Annotated in this window: 21 protein-coding genes and 2 tRNA genes; 5 read left to right on the forward strand and 18 right to left on the reverse strand. The window is 61.0% G+C overall.

Annotated features, from left to right (window positions below):
• Nucleotides 1-12 precede the first annotated feature (12 nt).
• Together DHB74_RS05220 and DHB74_RS05225 are read right to left on the reverse strand one after the other, a co-directional pair.
• Nucleotides 13-786, reverse strand: a complete 774-nt coding sequence (locus DHB74_RS05220) for a CoA-transferase subunit beta (RefSeq protein WP_499160936.1) — start codon at nt 784-786, stop codon at nt 13-15.
• Between the two features lies 1 nt (nt 787).
• Nucleotides 788-1,603: a CoA transferase subunit A gene (locus tag DHB74_RS05225; RefSeq protein ID WP_499160937.1), complete on the reverse strand. Its 816-nt coding sequence runs from the start codon at nt 1,601-1,603 to the stop codon at nt 788-790.
• Between the two features lie 145 nt (nt 1,604-1,748).
• On the opposite strand from DHB74_RS05225, the gene DHB74_RS05230 reads away from it, so the two are divergent.
• Nucleotides 1,749-2,579, forward strand: coding sequence for an IclR family transcriptional regulator domain-containing protein (locus DHB74_RS05230; protein ID WP_074777445.1), 831 nt, complete (start codon nt 1,749-1,751; stop codon nt 2,577-2,579).
• Nucleotides 2,580-2,715: 136 nt separating this feature from the next.
• Here the strand turns inward: DHB74_RS05230 and DHB74_RS05235 are convergent, their stop codons facing one another.
• The 15 genes from DHB74_RS05235 to DHB74_RS05305 form a co-directional block, all read right to left on the reverse strand.
• A complete protein-coding gene (locus tag DHB74_RS05235) occupies nt 2,716-3,108 on the reverse strand; it encodes a septal ring lytic transglycosylase RlpA family protein (RefSeq protein ID WP_036989074.1) in 393 nt (130 codons plus the stop codon).
• A gap of 127 nt (nt 3,109-3,235) precedes the next feature.
• Complete coding sequence (gene cynS / locus DHB74_RS05240; protein ID WP_499160938.1) at nt 3,236-3,685, reverse strand: cyanase; 450 nt, start codon at nt 3,683-3,685, stop codon at nt 3,236-3,238.
• 67 nt (nt 3,686-3,752) lie between these two features.
• Nucleotides 3,753-4,982 carry an acetamidase/formamidase family protein gene (locus tag DHB74_RS05245; protein ID WP_499160939.1) on the reverse strand — a complete coding sequence of 410 codons (1,230 nt, stop codon included), beginning with the start codon at nt 4,980-4,982 and terminating at the stop codon, nt 3,753-3,755.
• A 157-nt stretch (nt 4,983-5,139) separates the two neighbouring features.
• Nucleotides 5,140-6,627, reverse strand: coding sequence for a SulP family inorganic anion transporter (locus tag DHB74_RS05250; protein ID WP_499160940.1), 1,488 nt, complete (start codon nt 6,625-6,627; stop codon nt 5,140-5,142).
• Nucleotides 6,628-7,039: 412 nt separating this feature from the next.
• Nucleotides 7,040-7,115: transfer RNA gene (locus tag DHB74_RS05255), tRNA-Thr, on the reverse strand.
• Nucleotides 7,116-7,431: 316 nt separating this feature from the next.
• On the reverse strand, nt 7,432-8,682 hold the full coding sequence (locus tag DHB74_RS05260) for a methyltransferase (RefSeq protein WP_499160941.1): 1,251 nt from the start codon (nt 8,680-8,682) through the stop codon (nt 7,432-7,434).
• Nucleotides 8,663-9,319 (reverse strand): ABC transporter permease, encoded by a 657-nt coding sequence (locus DHB74_RS05265; RefSeq protein ID WP_036990141.1) that lies wholly within the window; start codon nt 9,317-9,319, stop codon nt 8,663-8,665. The genes DHB74_RS05260 and DHB74_RS05265 overlap by 20 nt, the downstream gene beginning before the upstream one ends.
• Before the next feature lie 41 nt (nt 9,320-9,360).
• On the reverse strand, nt 9,361-10,053 hold the full coding sequence (locus tag DHB74_RS05270) for an ABC transporter permease (RefSeq protein WP_074779427.1): 693 nt from the start codon (nt 10,051-10,053) through the stop codon (nt 9,361-9,363).
• A 55-nt stretch (nt 10,054-10,108) separates the two neighbouring features.
• The gene (locus tag DHB74_RS05275) at nt 10,109-10,861 is read right to left on the reverse strand and encodes an ABC transporter substrate-binding protein (RefSeq protein WP_074779429.1); all 753 of its coding nucleotides are present in this window, start codon (nt 10,859-10,861) and stop codon (nt 10,109-10,111) included.
• Nucleotides 10,858-11,640 carry an ABC transporter ATP-binding protein gene (locus DHB74_RS05280; RefSeq protein ID WP_036989068.1) on the reverse strand — a complete coding sequence of 261 codons (783 nt, stop codon included), beginning with the start codon at nt 11,638-11,640 and terminating at the stop codon, nt 10,858-10,860. The genes DHB74_RS05275 and DHB74_RS05280 overlap by 4 nt, the downstream gene beginning before the upstream one ends.
• Nucleotides 11,641-11,896: 256 nt before the next feature.
• Nucleotides 11,897-11,972: transfer RNA gene (locus tag DHB74_RS05285), tRNA-Phe, on the reverse strand.
• 96 nt (nt 11,973-12,068) lie between these two features.
• Nucleotides 12,069-12,341 (reverse strand): oxidative damage protection protein, encoded by a 273-nt coding sequence (locus tag DHB74_RS05290; protein WP_036989067.1) that lies wholly within the window; start codon nt 12,339-12,341, stop codon nt 12,069-12,071.
• Nucleotides 12,342-12,353: 12 nt separating this feature from the next.
• On the reverse strand, nt 12,354-13,406 hold the full coding sequence (gene mutY / locus DHB74_RS05295) for an A/G-specific adenine glycosylase (RefSeq protein WP_036989065.1): 1,053 nt from the start codon (nt 13,404-13,406) through the stop codon (nt 12,354-12,356).
• Nucleotides 13,403-15,589 (reverse strand): AsmA family protein, encoded by a 2,187-nt coding sequence (locus DHB74_RS05300; RefSeq protein WP_499160942.1) that lies wholly within the window; start codon nt 15,587-15,589, stop codon nt 13,403-13,405. The genes mutY and DHB74_RS05300 overlap by 4 nt, the downstream gene beginning before the upstream one ends.
• 34 nt (nt 15,590-15,623) lie before the next feature.
• Complete coding sequence (locus DHB74_RS05305; RefSeq protein WP_499160943.1) at nt 15,624-16,736, reverse strand: NAD(P)/FAD-dependent oxidoreductase; 1,113 nt, start codon at nt 16,734-16,736, stop codon at nt 15,624-15,626.
• A 142-nt stretch (nt 16,737-16,878) separates the two neighbouring features.
• Here DHB74_RS05305 and hisB point away from each other — a divergent pair, with 142 nt between their 5' ends.
• Genes hisB through hisF form a run of 4 tightly spaced genes read left to right on the forward strand, consistent with a single transcriptional unit; the run spans nt 16,879 to nt 19,742 of the window.
• Complete coding sequence (hisB, locus tag DHB74_RS05310) at nt 16,879-17,472, forward strand: imidazoleglycerol-phosphate dehydratase HisB (protein ID WP_036989062.1); 594 nt, start codon at nt 16,879-16,881, stop codon at nt 17,470-17,472.
• Nucleotides 17,473-18,111 (forward strand): imidazole glycerol phosphate synthase subunit HisH, encoded by a 639-nt coding sequence (gene hisH, locus DHB74_RS05315; RefSeq protein WP_036989061.1) that lies wholly within the window; start codon nt 17,473-17,475, stop codon nt 18,109-18,111.
• Between the two features lie 59 nt (nt 18,112-18,170).
• Nucleotides 18,171-18,911: a 1-(5-phosphoribosyl)-5-[(5-phosphoribosylamino)methylideneamino]imidazole-4-carboxamide isomerase gene (hisA, locus tag DHB74_RS05320; protein ID WP_036989059.1), complete on the forward strand. Its 741-nt coding sequence runs from the start codon at nt 18,171-18,173 to the stop codon at nt 18,909-18,911.
• Between the two features lie 57 nt (nt 18,912-18,968).
• Nucleotides 18,969-19,742 (forward strand): imidazole glycerol phosphate synthase subunit HisF, encoded by a 774-nt coding sequence (hisF, locus tag DHB74_RS05325; RefSeq protein ID WP_036989058.1) that lies wholly within the window; start codon nt 18,969-18,971, stop codon nt 19,740-19,742.
• A 25-nt stretch (nt 19,743-19,767) separates the two neighbouring features.
• Here hisF and DHB74_RS05330 read toward each other — a convergent pair whose 3' ends face one another.
• A complete protein-coding gene (locus DHB74_RS05330) occupies nt 19,768-20,736 on the reverse strand; it encodes a divergent polysaccharide deacetylase family protein (protein WP_499160944.1) in 969 nt (322 codons plus the stop codon).
• Nucleotides 20,737-20,746: the final 10 nt, after the last annotated feature.

Consider the following 20,746-nt stretch of genomic DNA (forward strand, 5'->3'; position numbering starts at 1 on the left):
ACAGTCCTCGATTTATTGACCGGCGTGGTGCGCCGCGGTACGCGCCTTCAGGTCGCGCAGCACGGTCAGCTCCTGCTCGCTGGGCGGCGGGGTGCTTTCCAGGCTATCGGCGAAACGAATCTCCCAGCCGGTGGCCTCGATCACCTGCTCGCGGGTCACGCCCGGATGCAGGGAAGTGACGACCAGCTCCTTGTCCTGCGGATCGGGCCGAAGGATGCATAGATCGGTGATCACCACGGTCGGGCCACGGCCAATGTTTGGCACGTTATCCCGCGCCTTGCCATCGCGGCCAAAGCCGACAGTGGTGATGAAGTCTATGTCCTTCACGAAGGTACGCTTGGAATGCTTGACTGTGATGAACACCTCTTTGGCATTGGTGGCGATTTCCGGGGCGCCACCACCGCCAGGCAGGCGTACCTTGGGATCACGATAGTCGCCGATCAAGGTGGTGTTCAGGTTGGCATAACGGTCAACCTGCGCGGTGCCGAGAAAGCCGACGCTGACGTGCCCGCCCTGCAGCCAGTAGCGGAACATCTCGGGTACCGAGACGGTGGTCAGTGCCGATGAGCACAGCTCGCCATCACCAATGGACAACGGCAGCACGTCGGGTTTGGTCTGCAAGGTGCCGGACTCGTAGATCAGGGTGATATCCGGCGCATGGGTCAGCCGCGCCAGGTTCGCTGCCTCACTGGGCAGGCCGATACCGACGAAGCAGGTCATGTCGTTGTTCAGTGCGCGCGCCGCAGTGACGCTCATCATTTCCGAGGAGGTAAATTCGCTAGTCATCTCAAGCCGCTCCATTCTCGAATACGTTGTCTTTCAGCCAGACCTGGAACAGCTCGCGATCACGGCCGATGGCATCCCAATCTTTGTAGAAAGCGTTATCGCGATCGTAGTAGCCCAGCGCATAGGAAGGCGCAGCGCCCTTTTCCGCTACGGCGATGGCGCTGATAGCCCAGGACGGAATGACACAGGCGTTTACCGAAGCGCCCAGGTCGTCGACAACTTCCTCAACGGTGACGATGCTGCGCTTGGCTGCCAGCACCGCTTCTTTCTGCACGCCGACAATACCTTCCACCAGCACGTTGCCCTTGCGGTCAGCACGTTGGGCGTGAATGACCGTCACATCCGGCCGGATCGACGGGATCGCCGCCAGACGCTCACCGGTAAAGGGGCACTCGATGAACTTGATCTGATCGTTGACCTTGGGCAGATCACTGCCGATGTACCCGCGCAATACCGCCAGCGGGAGCCCGGCGGCGCCAGCCTCGTAAGCATTGGCCATGGCCGCGTGGCTATGCTCGACCAACTCGAGAGCGCACGGCCAGCTCTGTTGGACGGCATCGCGCAGGCGATGTAGCGAGCCTACACCCGGATTGCCGCCCCAGGAGAAGATCAGTTTGCTGGCACAGCCGGCACCGATCATCTGGTCGTACACCAGATCCGGAGTCATGCGGATCAGGGTCAGCTCGCGTCTTTGCTGACGGATGATTTCATGGCCCGCGGCGAAGGGAATCAGGTGGGTGAAGCCTTCCATCGCGACGGTATCCCCGTCGTGGATATGCTTTTTCACCGCGTCCTGGAGAGAGAGGAATTCAGCCATTACATATCTCCACTAAGATTAATTGGGCAAGTTCGTATGGCGAACTTTTGTTTTGTATGCGAACATCATGGCGCAACTACTTTCCTTCCGTCAATACCAGCTTTGGGCTTAATCGAAATACGCGCTGATGTTCGCCATGCGAACAATGCTAAGATCGCCTCTGTCATGCATCTCAGGGAGAACGGCTCTGGACAATAAACTTCAACCCGGTGATCGGGATTACGTCGCTGCGTTGGCGTCGGGATTACAGATACTCAGCGCCTTCGATGCCGAGCATCCACGCATGACCCTCACCGAGATGGCCACCCGCACCGATATGGACCGGGCCAAGGCCCGGCGCTTTCTGCTGACCCTGGAAGCCCTGGGTTACGTCAGGCGCAGCGCTCGAGATTTCGAGTTGACCCCCCGGGTTCTGGAGCTGGGGCATGCCTTCCAGGCGTCCAACCAGTACCGCGCCGTCATCCAGCACTACCTACAGGACATCACCGCCGAAATCGGCGAGTCGTCCTCGCTCAGCGTGCTGGATGGGGTCGATGTGGTGTATGTGGTGCGTTCGGCAGCACCGCACCGGTTGATGGCAATCAGCCTGTCGGTCGGTACACGACTACCCGCTGCCTATACGTCCATGGGCCGGGTATTGCTCGCGCAACTGCCGGAGGCGAAGCTTGATAGCCTGTTGCAGCAGGTGAAATTGCGCGCCCACACGCCCCATTCGCTGGTCGACATGGATGCGCTGCGCGCGGAGATAGCGCAGGTCAGGGAGCGAGGTTATTCCCTGGTCGACCAGGAATTGGACCTGGGGTTGCGCTCGGTGGCGACGCCGGTGTTCGCCAGCAATGGTGATCTGCTCGGCGCCATCAATATCAGCACCAATGCCGCACGGGTACCCCTTGAGGTGTTGCTGGATGATTATCTGCCGCGCCTGCGCCGCCTGGCCGATACCGTGCAGAAAACGGTGCGTTCTGCGACAGGCTAGTGTCGGTTTCACGCGCGGCCAAGCTGGGTGTACTGCTGGGCTCGGTGGCCGCTGCCGCATAGGGGATGATCTGGGGCATGCTCTATGCCCCGTCGCTTGGGCGATGCAGAGAGCAATGTTCAAACGGCCACCCGAACTACTTGATGACCTCCATCCTGACTTTCAGCAGGCCTGCGGAGGTATCACCGATACTGGCAAAGGCCGAGCGAGAAAGATCGATAACCCGACCACGGACAAATGGCCCTCGGTCGTTAATGCGCACCACCACGCTTCTACCATTTCGCACATTGGTCACCCTGACCTGTGAGCCGAACGGCAGTGTCCGGTGTGCTGCCGTGTTCTGGCGGGCTTTGTAGCGCTCGCCGCTGGCGGTCTTCCGGTTCTCGTAGCGGTCGGCATAGAACGACGCCTGACCTGATTCTGTATGCCCCACCCAGTTGCCGCCAGCACCCGACCCGGGCATGCTGCTGCACCCGGATATCACAGCCAGCACCACCAGCAGGACGAGTGCCTTGATAGTTGATTGCATTAAATACCTTTCAAACTCATTGCGTTGGAAACAACCTCATCAGGGACAGCTTGCGCTGTCGTGGTTAACTGACACCGGACGCTGCGTTAAGTTTTCTTCCGCAGCATCCGATTGCTGAAAGCTATACTCAGTAGCTCTTGTAAGGCAGGAATTTGCCCGACAGTACCACGTTGACCCGGTCCCCCTTCGGATCAGCCTGGCGCTGGATATCCATGGAGAAATCGATGGCGCTCATGATGCCATCACCGAATTCCTCATGGATAAGCTCCTTGATGGTAGTGCCGTAGACGCTGACGATCTCGTACCAGCGGTAGATAAGCGGATCAGAGGGCACCGCGCTGGGCAATGACCCTTTGTACGGCACGATCTGCAGCCAGGCTATGGCTTCGTCAGGCAACTCGAATAACTGGCCCAGCGCCTCGGCCTGCGCCTTGTCAAAGGTCATCTGCCCCAGACAGCCCGCGGTCACGAACTCCTTGGATAGCCCTACCACCTCCGCCGCCTCCCGCCATTGCAGGCCTTTGCGGACCTTGCTGGCGAGGATCAGACGGGTCACTTCTTCTCGGCTTGAAATCATGCTTTGCTCCTCGACTCGGGATCAGGTGTACATTGCTCTGGATTCACTGTGAAAAAAGCGATGGCTGTCACGGCTGGAATTCACTGAAGTCCGCCTTGCGGATCATGGAATTGATGCCTTTGGTCTTGTCGACTACCTGGGACACCTGGAAGTCAGTCGCTGCGCTGAGATAGGCATAGGCGACGGTCTCGTCCACGCCGTACTGCTCGACAAGGAACCGGATAGCTTCACGCGTGGACTTTTTCATTGCCTCGTCCAAATCCTCGTCCAGGCCCAGGGTGATCCAGAAATCATCTGTTTCACCCATCGGCTGGGAGAGCTGCTTGCCGGGAATATCACTGGCCCCACTCTTCAGCAGCGTCAAGCGAAAGGTGGCACGCGCCGAGCCTTCCAGCGCGGTCAAGGCGACCTCGCCGTCACCTTGCACGAAGTGGCTGTCACCGGTGTAGAACAGGGCACCCGGAACTGCGACGGGGTAATAGGCTGTCGCACCCGCACCGAAGTCGTTTACATCCACGTTACCGCCGTAGTGGGCCGGGGGCACGGAGTGGACGGGTTCATCGGTATCGGCGGCCACGCCCATGATCCCCATGAACGGTTGCAGCGGAAACTTGATCTTCCTGCCATCGCCGCCGTCCAGCACCCCGACGTATCCGTTCTCACTCCATTCAATGGGTGTGAATATCGACAGATTGCCGTACCGCTCCGGATGCTCGGCACTGGCATCAGCCTGAGCCGGGGTCTTCGGATACTCACCCGGCAGCGCGCCCTTGCCGTGCCGGTTTGAAATGACGCCATAGGGAACGCGCGGCTCGACCGCCAGGATCTCCACCTTGAGCACGTCGCCCGGCTCGGCGCCTTCGATGGCAACCGGGCCGGTCACCACATGCGGGCCATCCTTGCTGAAATCATGGGCACGGTCCGAGGCGGTCAAGGCGATGGCCTCGGCCAGAACATGCTCGTGCTTGACGCCATGCGACCCGAAATACGCAGCAGGGTCGCGCCCCTGATCTTCCAACAGACCTTCGTGGGACACCGTGTCAAAGGTGACCACGCTGCCGGATGGAACAGTCAGTACCGGCTTGGCGGTGCGGTTCGGGAGATACCCCCAGATCACGTTATCCAAGGAAGACGGTACGTAGAAATTCCCGGCATATTCTCCCTGCTCCAGTTGAGTAGCGGTGTCGGAAAGCTGCTCGAGAATGGCGAACGGCTCTGGAGAATCGGCGTTCACGGCGACAGCCAAAGGAAGCAGAGCGAAAGGAAGCAAGCGGGTGAAACGATTGCGAATAGACATGGACCGTCCTCATTGAATGGATCAACAGGGACGGAGCAATATCTGTGCCGCCTCGCCAAGGCGTGATTTAGAGGCTTGGCGGCTGAGAGCTTGCGTTGAAATGGAGCATGGTGAAAATCAGTGCATCAAGGTTGGGCTTGCATTCCGAGTATCCTCCTCAGTGGCCCATAAGCTTGTCGACAGCCTCCGGTTTGTCATGGACGCCAAAGCGGTCAATGATGGTCGCGCTTGCCTGGTTGAGCCCCAGCACCTCTACTTCCGTCCCCTCACGCCGGAATTTGAGAACGACCTTATCGAGTGACGAAACAGCAGTGATATCCCAGAAATGGGCGTTGTTCAGATCGATAGTGACCTTCTCCAACACCTCCTTGAAGTCGAAGGCGGAGACGAACTTATCCGAGGAACTGAAGAAAACCTGGCCCACAACTCGGTAGATTCGCTGCTTCCCCTCTTTGTCCTGCGTCGAGGTGATTTCCATATAGTGCCCCACCTTGTTGGCGAAGAACAAAGCGGCCAGCAGCACACCCGCCAGCACACCGAATGCAAGGTTATGGGTGACTACGACCACGGCGACCGTCACCAGCATGACGATATTGGTCGACAGCGGGTACTTCTTCAGGTCCGCGATGGAAGACCAGTTGAAGGTGCCGATAGAGACCATGATCATCACAGCGACCAGGGCAGCCATGGGAATCTGGCTGACCCAGCCGCTGAGAAACACCACCAGAATCAACAGCACAGCGCCAGCCACCAGGCAGGACAATCGTGTACGCCCGCCCGACTTCACGTTGATCACCGACTGACCAATCATGGCGCAACCGGCCATACCGCCAATGAGCCCGGAAGCGATATTGGCTACGCCCTGGCCCTTGCACTCACGGTTCTTGTCACTGGTGGTGTCGGTCAGGTCATCGACAATGGCTGCGGTCATCATGGACTCCAGCAAACCAACCACCGCCAGCGCAGCGGAATAGGGAAAAATGATGGCCAGCGTCTCGAAAGTCAGCGGGACATCCGGCCAGAGAAATACCGGCAGAGTATCCGGCAGCTCACCCATGTCACCCACCGTACGGATATCCAGCCCAAGGTAAAGAGACACAGCGGTAAGTGTCAGGATGCATACCAAGGGAGACGGAATCAGCTTGCCCACTCGGGGTAAATAAGGAAAAAGGTAGATGATTCCCAGACCGGCCGCGGTCATCGCATAGACATGCCAGGTAACGCCGGTCAGCTCAGGCAATTGCGCCATGAAAATGAGGATCGCCAGGGCGTTAACAAAGCCGGTAACGACCGAGCGCGAAACAAACCGCATCAACGAACCCAGTTTCAGGTAACCAGCCAGTATCTGCAGCACGCCACACAGCAAGGTTGCGGCAAGCAGATACTCAAGGCCGTGATTCTTTACCAGGGTCACCATCAACAAGGCCATAGCACCGGTCGCCGCCGAAATCATGCCGGGACGCCCACCCACAAAGGCAATTACCACGGCGATACAGAATGAGGCGTAAAGCCCGACCTTGGGGTCGACACCAGCGATGATGGAAAACGCGATCGCTTCAGGAATGAGTGCAAGGGCAACAACGAGACCCGCCAGAATGTCCCCGCGGATATTGGAGAACCAGTCTTGTTTCAGTGATAGGAGCATTGTATTTCTCAATTGCATGACTCGGCGACGCCGTACGGCTTGAACCGGACGCAATGGGTCGACACGACATTTTCAAAAAGATTAGAGATGCTGCGTAGGAGCGGAGCTCTCATGCACAGCGAGACAGAACCACTGGATTGTCCAGGGTCGCTTACAGCGGAGGGGGCTGGGCGCTATGGCGGCGTTAGCTGCCGTTCAATGTGAAGCTGGGTAGTCATCTTCAAACTGTCTTCCAAAACTTTAGAGGGGCTGACTATACATACGCCGCAGGAGATTATCGACCCTATCCCATGCGGCTCGGGTATCGCCAAACTGGCGCTTGCTTGATGGCGTGTCAGGTCCTCACCGCCACCCTCATGTCCAATCTGCCCAAAACAAAAAAGGCCCGCATTTCTGCGAGCCTTTTCAATGATGGTGCCGGCACCAAGAGTCGAACTCGGGACCTACTGATTACAAGTCAGTTGCTCTACCAGCTGAGCTATACCGGCATGGGCACGCATTATATAGGGATGGGCAATTCTGTAAAGCACTGAGGGGAAGCGAGGCATGAAATTCTTTTTCTCCGGCCTCAAAAAGCCCTTCTGTCACTTGTGAATTGTTTCTCTCGCTTCACTTGACATTGCGCTCCTAACTCCTTGTTTGCATGAACTTATTCACGCTGTACATTTTTTAACCTGATCTCTGGAGCCCGCGCCACAGAAGGTTCCCGACCACTTGCCAAGGGGTCATCAACATCTTTATGCACAGCAGTCGGGGATAAGTGTGAACAACCGATTCCTGTGGATAACTCTGTGCGCAACCCGTTCACAGCATGGGTGTGCTTTGTGGGCGGATTTTTTCTGCGGTCAGCAGCAGGTTGCGCGGAGTGAGCTGGTATTCACAGAAGTGGCCAAGGCGAACCTGGTAACCCGACTCCTGGAGATAGAGCGCACGTTCCAGTAGCAGCCAGATTTCCAGCGGGCGGCGGAACAGGCCGGGCAGTAGCTCAAGATTGCGCACCTGGGCCAGGCGCTGCCAGCCTCGGCGCTCCAACTGCTCCCAGCTCGCGGGATCTGGAAGCTGCAGCTGATGATGTGCCGCCAGGTCCCGGCAGAAATGGGCGATACCTTGGTTCAGGGCGCTTTCCGGACGCGAGGGGGTGGGCAGATAGTGATCGACACCGCGGGTTTCGCGCTGCCAGAGGTCGAAGGCCAGTCGCCAGGCCATGGACTGGTCGCGCAGGCGGCGCACCCGCTGGCCGGCGGTGATGCTTTCCTGAAGGGGCAGACCGAGATCGTCCCGTGTCAGGTGCAGCTGGGCGTGCCGAGCCACGGTCGACAGCGGTTGGTATTCCCTGCCCTCAATACGGTTGTAGCAGCAGGGCGAAATGGCTATTTGTGCACAGCCCCGGGCAGCGGCTTGCTGTAGCAGGGTCATGTGCAACTGCCCACAGGCATGCAATGCCACCACGCTGTGCTGCGGCTGCAGTCGTTGCCAGGCGGCAGGCGTCAGCACATCGGCATCCACATGACGACTGCTGATACCGACCTCTGCTCCCAGGAGTTCCCCTGCCCGGTTGAGCGCGGCATCACGCTCCAGGCAGAGCAGCGACTGACCACCCTGCCAGGCCAGCAGGCGCCCCAGGTGGCCCTTGCCGGCGCACCAGTCCAGCCACTCGCCGGTGGGCTGCTGCCACTGGCGGGTGGTGCAATCCGCGAACCGGGTGATCTGCTGCCATTTGCGTCCGGGAATATGTCGCGTCAGCCGCTCTGGAATCTCTGCCGGCCCTGCCCCGCTCCAGTCCGGCAAACGGGTCAGCTCGCGCGCCTGCCGGGCCAGATTGGCAAATGGCTCGGGCGCGTTCAGCAGCTGAGGGTGATTGTGCGCCGCCTCGGCTTGTTCCAGAGTGCGTGCACGGAGCCAGGCGGCCAGTTCCGGCAACTCGGCTTCCCAGGGCAAGACTGGAGTGGTGAAGGGTTTGGCGCGCCAGAGCGCCTGATGTTCATGCAACCAGGCGTCCAGCTCGGCGAAACGGGCAGCGTAATCGATGCCCGCTTCAGCGGTTGCGGCTGGCATCCACTTTCAGCCAGCGTTCGACCAGCTTGAACAGCTGGGTAAATAGCAGGGTGATGACCAGATAGATCAGGCCGGCGATTAGGAAGAACATCTCGTACTGGTAGGTGCGCGCGTTCAGGGTACGCACCACGCCCATGATATCCAGCAACGTGACGGTATACACCACGGCGCTGGCCTTGAGCATGAGGATGACCTCGTTGCCGTACGCCGGCAGGCCGATGCGGATCGCCCGCGGCAGGATGATGTGCTGCAGCGCCTGGCGCTTGGACATGCCTAGCGCCCGGGCCGCCTCCACCTCACCCGGCGGCACCGCCTGGATCGCGCCCCGCAGGATCTCGGCAATATAGGCCGCGGTATGCAGGGTCATGGTGATCAGCGCGCACCAATAAGGCTCACGCAGGTAGGGCCACAGAACACTGTCACGCACCACTTCAAATTGCGACAGGCCGTAATACACCAGAAACAGCTGCAGTAGCAGTGGCGTACCGCGGAAGAAGAAGATGTAGCTGTAAGGCACCGCACGGATGTACCAGTGCCGCGACGCTCGACCCAGGCCCAGCGGAATGGCGAAGAACAACCCGACCAACACAGCAATGCCGACCAGTTGCAGGGTAACCAGGGTGCCGTCCCACAGCATCGGCGCCCAACGGACGATCAATTCCCAGCGTTCGGCCCAGCTCACAGTTCGGTCCTCACGTAGCCACGGTTGGCGCGGTGTTCAAACCAGTGCAGCGCCCCCATGATGATCACGGTCAGGCCGAGGTAGATCAGTGCCGCCATGAAATAGAAAGTGAAAGGCTCCTTGGTCGAGTTGGCCGCCACCTGCGCCTTGCGCATGATCTCTTCAAGGGAAATCAGCGACACCAAAGCCGTATCCTTGAGCAGGATCAGATACAGGTTGCCGAGCCCCGGCAAAGCCACGCGCCACAGCTGCGGCAGGGTGATGCGCCAGAAGATCCGGAGCCGCGACATACCCAACGCCAGCCCGGCCTCACGCTGGCCCGGCGGAATCGACAGCAACGCGCCACGGAAGACCTCGGTGGCATAGGCACCAAAGCACAGCGCCAGGGCAATGGTGCCCGCGGCGAAGGGGCTGAGCGTCAGGTAGGGGTTGCCGAAATGACTGCCCAACCAGTTCATGATCGAGGTGGTGCCGTAATAGGCTATCAGCACCCAGAGGGTTTCCGGCACGCCCCGCACCACCGAGGTGTAAAAGCCGCCAACGCCGCGCAGTGCGATGCTGTTGGAGATCTTGGCGCTGGCACCCAGCAGGCCCAGCAGCAGCCCCAGGGCCACCGAGGCCAGGGACAAACGTATGGTCATCCAGGTCCCTTCAATCAGGGCTGGACCGAATCCGTGCAAATCGAGCATGAGGGTCAGAGTCAGTTGGTCAGCGCAACCGGGCCCCGCAGGGCCCGGTCAGTCATCAGTAAATGCTGAAGGGGAAGTATTTGGCGTTGATCTTCTCGTAGGTACCGTCTTCGACGATTTCCTTCAGCGCCTTGTTCAGACGCTCGCGCAGCGGGTCGCCCTTGCGCACGGCAATACCGATCTTGTCATCATCGAATACCGGGTCACCCTTGAACTCGAAATCGGAACCCGCGTCGCTCTGCAGCCACTCGTACTGGACGAAGACGTCAGCAAGTACGCCATCGATGCGGCCGGAGGCCATATCGAGGTAGGCGTTCTCCTGGGTATCGTACAGGCGGATGTTGACCAGATCACCGATGTCTTCTTCCAGCCACTGCCCGGCGATGGTCGCGCGCTGGGCGCCGATGGTCTTGCCCTTCAGGTAGTCCTTGTCCACCTTGAAGTCGCTGTTCTTCGGTGCGACGAACTGCAGCTTGTTGGTGTAGTACGGGTCAGTGAAGTCCACCGCGCGCTGGCGCTCCTCGGTGATCGACATCGACGCGACCAGGAAGTCGAAGCGACGGGTGTTCAGTGCCGGGATGATGCCGTCCCAGTCGGAGGTAACCACGCTGCATTCGGCGCCCATCTTCTCGCACAGGGCATGGGCGATATCCAGATCGAAACCCACGGCCTTGCCGGTGTTGTCGATTTCGTTGAAGGGAGGATAGGCTCCCTCGGTGCCGATGCGCAGCTTATCCGCTGCAACTGCCTGACCGCCGAGGAGAACGGCGGTCAGTGCCGCCAGGAGAACTGCCTTGTAGCTTTTCATCGATACTGCTCCTTCTTGTGGCTGGACATGAACTGTTTGCAGCGCTCGGAGTTGGGATTGTCGAATACCTGCTCCGGCGTGCCAATCTCTTCCACCTGTCCCTGGTGCAGAAATACTACCTGACTGGACACCTGACGGGCGAAGCCCATTTCGTGGGTAACCAACAGCATAGTACGTCCTTCGTCAGCCAGTGCCCGAATTACCATCAACACCTCCTGGACCATTTCCGGGTCCAGGGCCGAAGTGGGTTCGTCGAACAGGATGACCTGTGGCTGCATGGCCAGGGTGCGGGCGATGGCGGCGCGCTGTTGCTGGCCACCGGACAGCTGGGCCGGGAAGGCATCGCGCTTGTCGGCGATCCCGACCTTCTCCAGAAATACCTCGGCGGCGGCAACGGCATCGACCTTGGACTGGCCCAGCACCCGGCGCGGCGCCTCGATGATGTTGTCGAGGATGCTCAGGTGCGGCCAGAGGTTGAAATTCTGGAAGACAAAGCCGACCCGGGCCCGCAGGCGGTTGATCTGGGCGTTATCGGCCGCGACCAGGGCACCATCGCGACCGGACTTGAGTTTGATTTCCTCACCGGCGACCAGAATCTGGCCGGCATGGGGGTTTTCCAGCAGGTTGATGCAACGCAGCAGGGTGCTTTTGCCGGAGCCGGACGAGCCGAGGATGGAGATCACGTCGCCGTCGCGGGCGACCAGATCCACACCCTTGAGTACCTCCAGGTCACCATAGCGCTTGTGCAGGTTGCGCACTTCGAGAGCAGGGGGTGTCACGTATCGTTATCCATTTTGAAGCAATTCGGCAAAGCTAGCACAGCCGTTGGGTTCGACCAACAATCCGTTATGCCGACCCGACCAACACCATCGGCTCTGCCCGATTGCATGTCACCGACCAGATCTCGACAGACAACGAAGCTCGTCTGACCGACTGGCCGCTAACAGGGACGGTGTCCGGACCGGCCTGACTGGGCGGTCACCGCAACACGCCAATAAAAAAGCCCGCTGGTGTAAGCCAGCGGGCTTGAAATAGTGGTGCCCGGGGACGGAATCGAACCGCCGACACGGGGATTTTCAATCCCCTGCTCTACCGACTGAGCTACCCGGGCAACGGGGCGCTATTAAACGATTCGAGGCCTTGCATGTCAAGCACCGGCTGAAGATATTTTCACTTTTTTCAGCCGCTTAGGCGGAAGGCCGGATTTTCAGGCGCTGGGTGGAACGTAACCGTCGGCCTGGGCGTATTCCTCACCGGCCAGGAACTTGTCCATTTCCTGCTGCAGGAACTTGCGGTCCTCGGCATCCATCATGTTCAGACGGCGCTCGTTGATCAACATGGTCTGGTGGGCCTGCCACTCATCCCAGGCCTTCTTCGAGACATCCTTGAAGATGGCGTCCCCCTTCGGACCGGGGTATGGCGGCCGTTCGAGGCCGGGCAGTTCCTGCTTGTACTTGCGACACAACACCATGCGTGACATGGACTTCTCCTCTCAGCAATCGAGAATCTGTTCTGCCCGCTTGAGCAACTTGCTGACCGGTGCGGCCAGCCCCAGGCGGGAAGGTTGGCGCAGGTTATACCAGACCTGCCCGGCTTCGGCCACGCTCGGTGTCGGGCTGACCCGCACCAGCAGCGGCTGGATGTCCAGATGAAAGTGGCTGAAGGTATGCCGCAGCGGTGCCAGCGTTTCGGTCGCCTGCACCGGCCAGCCCAGCCGTTCGAGCAGCTCTTCCAGCGCCAGATGGTCATCCAGCTGCGGCGGGCACCAAAGCCCACCCCAGAGGCCGCTGTCAGGCCGCCGCTGCAGCCAGATGTCCCCTTCCGGGTTGACCATCAGCGGCATCACGCATTGGCGCACCGGCAACGCCTTGCGCGGCTTGGAATGTGGATAGGCGCTGGGCGTGCCCAGGATGCGCGCCGCGCACCCCGCCTGTACCGGGCACAGCAGGCACGACGGCTTGCTGCGCGTGCACAGGGTCGCACCCAGATCCATCATTGCCTGGGTGTAATGATCGAAGCGCTGCTGCGGCGTATAGCCCTCGGCGATCTGCCACAGCCGATCATGCACCGCCTTCTCACCGGGCCAGCCTTCGACCGCGTGATAACGCGCCAGCACCCGTTTGACGTTGCCATCCAGGATTGCCGCGCGCAGCCCCATGCTCAGGCTGGCGATGGCACCGGCAGTGGAGCGGCCGATACCCGGCAGCGCCTCCAGGCCTTCGATACTGGCCGGAAACACGCCAGCATATTCACTGACGACGATCTGCGCGGTCTTGTGCAGGTTGCGCGCCCGGCTGTAATAGCCAAGCCCGGTCCACAAATGCAGTACCTCGTCCGGATCGGCCGCCGCCAGCGCATGAACATCCGGCAGTGTGTCCATGAACCGCTGGTAATAGGGAATCACCGTAGCAACCTGGGTCTGCTGCAGCATGATTTCCGAAACCCAGACGCGGTAGGGATTCATATCCTGCTGCCAGGGCAAGTCCTTGCGGCCATGCTGGTCGTACCAGGCCAGCACGGCGCTGGCGAAGGAGTCAGTACTCACCGGCCGAACAGCCCCTTGAGCGCATCGCGCACCGCCGGGGCCTTGTCGCCGAACTCTTCCTCCAACTTCTCGCCAACCTTGTCCTGCACCTTGCGTTCGGCCTCGTTGCGCAGCAACTGACCGGCGATCCGGGTCACGCCTTCGGTATCCACTCCGCAGCTCTTGGCAGCGTTGTGCAGATAGCCGTCACAACGGATCGGCCATTCGATGCCGACATAGCGATCGTTCACCTGACAGGCCGGGTCGGGCATGTCGCTCTTGTCACCATCGAGCAGCAAGCCAAGCCGATAGTCCAGACGCTGCTCCGGCAGATTGATATCGCCATTGCCCTTGGCTGCAATGCCCGGCAGAGCAGCGATCAGGTCGCGATTGTTGATGTTGCCATTGACGATCTTGAAGCTGCCGCCCAGCTGAGTGAACGGCGTATCCGCGCCGCCATGCTCGGCGCTCAGCGGCTTGCGGTTGGCCAGAGCGATGGCCTGACACAACTTCTGCTCCAGATTGACGCCGAGCAACGCGCCGTCAGCCACATCAAACCGCACATCGCCGTTCAGTCCATTGATCCACTGGCGCATGCTGTTGCCGCGAGTCGTCAGGTTCATGTTCAGATCCAGGCCGCCGCGAAACTGCTCGGCCATCTCGTAGGCACGCTGCAGCGCCAGCGAGTCCATGTCATCCAGCTTGCCGTTGAGGCTCAGGGTCGCCGGCGAGCGGGTAGTGTTGATGGCTGCAGTGGCGGCGAACTGCCCGCCGAACACGCCACCCTCGAACTGCGTGAGGCGCACATTGCCGTCCACCGCCTCGACTGCGGCCTTGAATGGGCTGATGGTCTGGCCGGTCAGCTGCACCTGCTGCAGGTCCAGGCTGCCGATCACGTTCAACCCGGCCAGGGTCTCCAATGGCAGCACGGGGTCATTGCTCCAGGCTTCCGGTGGCTGTCGTGAGGTGCTGCCGCCCTGGCCGCCCGCTGCCGCTGCCGGCTTGTCTTCCGGCGGTGGCAGGTAATGATCGATGTTCAGGCTGTTGCCGCGCAGGTCGAAGCGCAGGGCCTGGCGCTCGAAATCGGCAAGGCCCAGATTGCCGTTCAGCTCGGTGCCATCAACGATCAGCTTGAGATTCTGCAGCATCAGGCTGTTGCTGCTTCCGGCCAGCTCGGCATTCAGTGCCACCTTGCTCAGGGCATTGTTCTGCGCCATGGCCGGCAGGCTCTGCCCCAGCGCATGGGCCAATGCACGGGCGTCGAATTCCGCCACGTTAATGACACCGGCCAGCTGCGGCTCACTGTCCAGCTGACTGACGGTCAACTGGCCGGTCGCCCGCAGATCCGCCAGGGACAGGCGCAACTGCTTCAGCTCAGCCACCTGCTGTTGCAGGTCGATCACGCTGTCCCCCTGCAGCTGCATATTCACCGCACGACCGCCGAAGGGGTCGCCGCTGGCATCCAGCTTCAGGTCGAAGCCGTCCAGTTGGTACCGCTCTTTGTCCAGATTGAAGCTGGCCACGGTGTTCAGATCGATGCGCATGCGCATGGCCGGTTGGCCGGTGACCAGCAGGCCGAGAAATGCCACATCGAAGGGCTCGTTCTCGATCAGCGCGCCAGTGGTCAGGTTCACGTCTTCCAGCGACACCTGCTGGGCAGTGCGGCGGTCGGTATAGCTGATATCGGCATTGGTGATGCGCACGCTTTCCACTGCCACATCCAACCGACCATGTTCTTCGGCTTCAGCCTCGGCTTCGGCACTCGCCCCGGTATTCCCTTGCGCGCCGGCATCGGCCTCGCTCTGCGGTCCGATGCTGGACCAGTTGGCCACGCCGTCTTCGTCGATTTCCAGGTTCAGGCTGATATTGTCCAAAATCACGTCGCTCATGCGCAGCTGCTTGCGCAACAGCGGCAGCACTTCGACACCCAGCCCCATGCTGCCGATACTGGCCAGGGTCTTTTCCGGATGCTCGACGGGCGCCAGCCCGACCTGCTTGAGCTCGATGCCCAGCCAGGGAAACAGCGACCAACCAATATCACCGCCCAGGGTCAGCTCGACATTGGCCTGCTCCCGGGCAGCCTGGCGGATCTGTTCCTTGTAGTCATTGGGATCGAACATGCGGGTCAGGAAGAACAGCACTCCGACGCCCAGAACGACAAGGGCCAGCACCACCAGACCGATGATCTTGGCTAGTTTTTTCATGATTACTCCCGTAATTCCGTGTGATCTGGAAACATTAAAGCTTGTCCAGCGATGTTGCCACCTCTTCGGCCAGCGCCAGGCTGGCGGTCAGCCCCGGCGACTCGATGCCGAACAGGCTGATGAAACCAGCAATGCCGTGGATGTCAGGCCCGTGAATCAGAAAGTCCGCCGCCGCTTCACCCGGCCCGCTGAGCTTGGCCCGCACGCCGGTATAGCCTGGCTGCAGGCGCTCGCTACGGCAGTCGGGCCAATAACGCCGTATCGCCCTGGCGAAAGTATCGGCCAACCCGGAGTCGATCTGGTAATCCAGCGCCGCCGTGTAACGAACATCCGGGCCGAAACGCAACTGGCCCTGCAGGTCCAGAGTGGCATGGATGCCCAACCCGGCGGTACCCGGCTCCGGCATGGGATAGATCAGATGTCGGAACGGCGAGCGCCCGGCATAGCTGTAATAACGCCCCTGGCAGGGATACAGCGGCGGTATCGAAGCAGCCGCATAGCCCTCCACTCTGCCGGCCAGCTGCTGGGCAAACAGCCCTCCGGCATTGATCAGATAGCGGCAACTGACGCTGAAACTCTCCCCTGCGCTGACGCCGTGCACGCGCAGTAGACTCGGTTCGCGGCGCACATGTTCCACCCGGGTGTTCAAGCACAGCTGCCCGCCGTAGTGGAGCAGCATCGCCTCGAAGGTCTGCATCAGGGCGTGACTATCGATGATACCGGTGGTCGGCGAGTGCAATCCGGCCACCGCCCGCAGCTCTGGCTCCAGCCGGCGAAGCTGTTGTTCATTCAGCGGCTGCAGCTCGACGCCATTGGCCGCGGCATTGGCCCGCAGTTTCTCCAGTGCCGGCAGCTCGTCGGGGCTGGTGGCGACCAGCAGTTTGCCGATCCGCTGGTACGGCACCTGATGCTCTTCGCACCAGCGGTACAGCAAGGCCTGGCCCTGCCGACACAGCAGCGCCTTGCGCGAGCCGGGCGGGTAATAGAGCCCGGCGTGAACCACCTCGCTGTTGCGGCTGGAGGCATGTTGGCCGAGCCAGTTTTCCTGCTCCAATACCAGCACCTCGCGCCCGGCCGCGGCCAGCCGCTGGGCAACGGCCAGGCCAACTACCCCCGCTCCCACCACAATGATCTCGGTATCCGCCAAACCCTGCCCCTCTCAGTCATCTCGCCCCATTCTGCCGAGCGATCAGATGCATGGGAAGATGAACCATCCCCCTTCTATAGCCCCCGAGCGCGGGCTGCACGTATAATGCCCGCCCTTGAATGACATATTGTGGAGAATTGCCATGACGCAGCGCAGGGCGAGTGTCGAGCGCAACACGTCAGAGACGCAGATCAAAGTGGAAATCAACCTGGACGGTACCGGCCAGGCCCACTTTGATATCGGCGTTCCCTTCCTCGAACACATGCTGGACCAGGTCGCCCGGCATGGCCTGATCGATATGCACATCGAATGTCGTGGTGACCTTCACATCGACGACCACCATACCGTGGAAGACGTCGGCATCACTCTCGGCCAGGCTTTTGCCAAGGCCGTCGGTGACAAGAAGGGCCTGCGCCGCTACGGCCACTCCTATGTGCCTATGGACGAAGCGCTGTCGCGCGTGGCGCTGGACTTTTCCGGCCGCCCCGGTCTGCAGATGCATGTGCCCTTCACCCGCGCGGTGGTGGGTCGGTTCGATGTGGATCTGTTCCAGGAATTTTTCCAGGGCTTCGTCAACCACGCGCTGGTCACCTTGCACATCGACAACTTGCGTGGCGTCAATACCCACCACCAGATCGAGACCGTGTTCAAGGCCTTCGGTCGCGCCCTGCGCATGGCCGTCGAAATCGATCCACGGATGGGCGACCGCATTCCCTCGACCAAGGGTTCGCTGTAGATGAGCTCGGTAGCCGTCATCGATTACGGCATGGGCAACCTGCATTCCGTCGCCAAGGCGCTGGAGCACGTCGGTGCCCGTCAGATCATCGTTACCAGCGATGCGCAGCAGATTCTCGACGCTGACCGCGTGGTGCTACCCGGCGTCGGCGCGATTCGTGACTGTATCAATGAGCTGCGCCAGCTGGGACTGGATCAGGTGGTGCGCCAGGTGGCCAGCGAGAAGCCGCTGCTGGGTATCTGCGTCGGCATGCAGATGCTGCTGCAGCGCAGCGAGGAGAATGGCGGCGTTGACGCACTGGGGCTATTCCCCGGCACGGTGAAGTACTTCGGCGACGACCTGCGTGAAGGCGATGTGCGCCTGAAAGTACCGCACATGGGCTGGAACCAGGTCAAGCAGAGCGCCGACCACCCGCTGTGGCACCGCATCGAACAGGATGCGCGCTTCTACTTCGTGCACAGTTATTACGCCAGCCCCGAGCGCACCAGCCAATTGGCCGGGCGCTGCCACTACGGCGTGGATTTTGCCGCCGCACTGGCCCAGGACAATGTATTCGCCACCCAGTTTCACCCGGAAAAGAGCCATACCAATGGCCTGCAGCTGCTGCAGAATTTTCTGGCCTGGGACGGGCGGTGGTAAACCGGAGCTGCAAGCCCTCAACAATCGGCTGCAAGCACACCCGTTAAAGGAACAAGACAATGCTGATTATCCCCGCTATCGATCTCAAGGACGGCGCTTGCGTGCGCCTGCGCCAAGGGCTGATGGACGATGCCACGGTATTTTCCGATGACCCCGTGGCCATGGCGGCCAAGTGGGTCGAGGCCGGCTGCCGGCGGTTGCATCTGGTGGACCTGAATGGCGCCTTCGAGGGCAAGCCGGTCAATGGCGAGGTGGTCACCGCCATTGCCAAACGTTATCCCGACCTGCCGATCCAGATCGGCGGCGGCATCCGTTCGCTGGAAACCATCGAGCATTATGTTCGCGCCGGGGTCAGCTACGTGATCATCGGTACCAAGGCGGTGAAGCAGCCGGAGTTCGTCGGTGAAGCCTGTCGCGCCTTTCCCGGCAAGGTCATTGTCGGCCTGGACGCCAAGGACGGCTTCGTCGCCACCGACGGCTGGGCTGAAGTCAGCAATGTCCAGGTAATCGACCTGGCCAAGCGCTTTGAAGCAGATGGTGTCTCCGCGATCGTCTATACCGACATCGCCAAGGACGGCATGATGCAGGGCTGCAACGTCGAAGCTACCGCCGCGCTGGCCAATGCCACCTCGATCCCGGTCATCGCCTCGGGCGGCATTCATAACCTGGGCGATATCCAGAGCCTGCTGAACGCCAACGCCCCTGGCATCATTGGCGCCATCACCGGCCGTGCCATCTATGAAGGCACCCTGGATGTAGCTGAAGCCCAGGCGCTGTGCGACCAGGCCGTTCCACGGTAGGAGCGGCGCCTCGCCGCGAAGATTGCACTCGCTGTTACCCTTGATCTGGAGCCGCCCATGAGCCTCGCCAAACGCATCATCCCCTGCCTCGACGTGGAGAATGGCCGCGTCGTCAAAGGCGTGAAGTTCGAGAATATCCGCGACGCCGGCGACCCGGTGGAAATCGCCCGCCGCTATAACGAACAGGGTGCCGACGAAATCACTTTCCTCGACATCACTGCCACCCATGAAGGCCGCGACACCACCCTGCACACCGTCGAACGCATGGCCAGCGAGGTATTCATTCCGCTGACCGTGGGCGGTGGTGTGCGCACCGTGCAGGATATCCGCAACCTGCTCAATGCAGGCGCCGACAAGGTGTCGATCAACTCCGCCGCAGTGTTCACGCCGGAGTTCGTCGGCGAGGCTGCCGACCGCTTCGGCTCCCAGTGCATCGTCGTCGCCATCGATGCCAAGCGGGTGTCCGCACCCGGCGAGCCGGCACGCTGGGAAATCTTCACCCACGGCGGCCGCAAGCCCACCGGGCTGGATGCGGTCGAGTGGGCGAAGAAGATGGAGGCGCTGGGCGCCGGTGAGATTCTGCTGACCAGTATGGATCAGGACGGCGTGAAGAGCGGCTACGATCTGGGCGTGACCCGCGCCATCAGTGACGCGGTCAATGTGCCGGTAATCGCCTCCGGTGGCGTCGGCAATCTGCAGCACCTGGCCGACGGCGTCCTGCTCGGCGGCGCCGATGCGGTACTGGCCGCCAGCATCTTCCATTTCGGCGAGTTCACCGTCGGCGAAGCCAAGGCCTACATGGCCGAACGCGGCATCGAGATGCGGCTGTAACCCCAGCCGCTCCCACAATTCGAGATCAATTCCGGTACTTGCGCGCCAGCAACGCCTCCAGACTGACCACCTTTACTCCCTCCTCACGCTGCAGCTCAGGCAACCGCTGCTCCAGATATTCCAGCGTCTGCGGATAAGGGTGCCCGATGATCAGCGCACTACCCTGTTTGCGTGCCAGCGTCAGGGCGTGCTGGAAAGCGGCGTCGATGGCCTCAAAGGTGCGCTCATTGTCGAGAAACACGTCCCGCGACAGGTGCCGCACGCCCGCCGCCTCGGCAGCGAAGGCAGCCTGGGTTGCCGCCGAGGTGCGGCTGTCGATAAAGAACAGCCCGCGCGCAGCCAGCACCTGCATCACCCAGTCCATCGCCTGACGGTCGCTGGTCAGGCGGCTGCCCATATGGTTGTTGAGTCCCTGAATGGGCACAAAGTTGTTGAGGTTGGCCTGCAGGGTTTGCTCCAGCTTGGCTCTGTCCATATCGGCATACAATCCGCCTGGCCCAATCGCCAGCGCCGCGCCGTTTTCCATGGGCTGATGGAGTATCACCGTCTTGCCGGCAACGGCGGCTTCACTGGCCAGCAGTTGGGCCGACTGTGTGTGGGGCAGGATAGCCAGTGCCACCGGGGCCGGCAGGGCGATGATGCGCCGGCCCCGGCTCAGACTGTGCCCCAGATCGTCGATGATGATCCCGATGGCAGGCATGGATTCCGGCTCGAGGACCGCCACCGGCAGCTCCGAAACCGGCTCCGGTTCCGCCGATAGCGGTGCTTGCTCAGGATCAGCATTGTGGGAGCCGGGGCTTGCTGCAGCGCTTCGCTCGGCATGCTCCAACGCAAACCAGCGCGCCCGCAACTCGTCGTAATAGGCGTCGTCCTGCTGGATGACCGCCGTAGCCGGCCCTGCCACCTCCACCGCCGGCGGTTCAGCAGAGGCGGGAACTTCTGGCTCGTCCGAGTCGCCGCAGGCGGCCAACATCAGCGTCAGCCATGCGGCCATCAATAGACGC

Origin of the sequence: Pseudomonas sp. G11-1 (assembly GCF_024031555.1) — a bacterium.
GTDB lineage: Bacteria > Pseudomonadota > Gammaproteobacteria > Pseudomonadales > Pseudomonadaceae > Halopseudomonas > Halopseudomonas bauzanensis.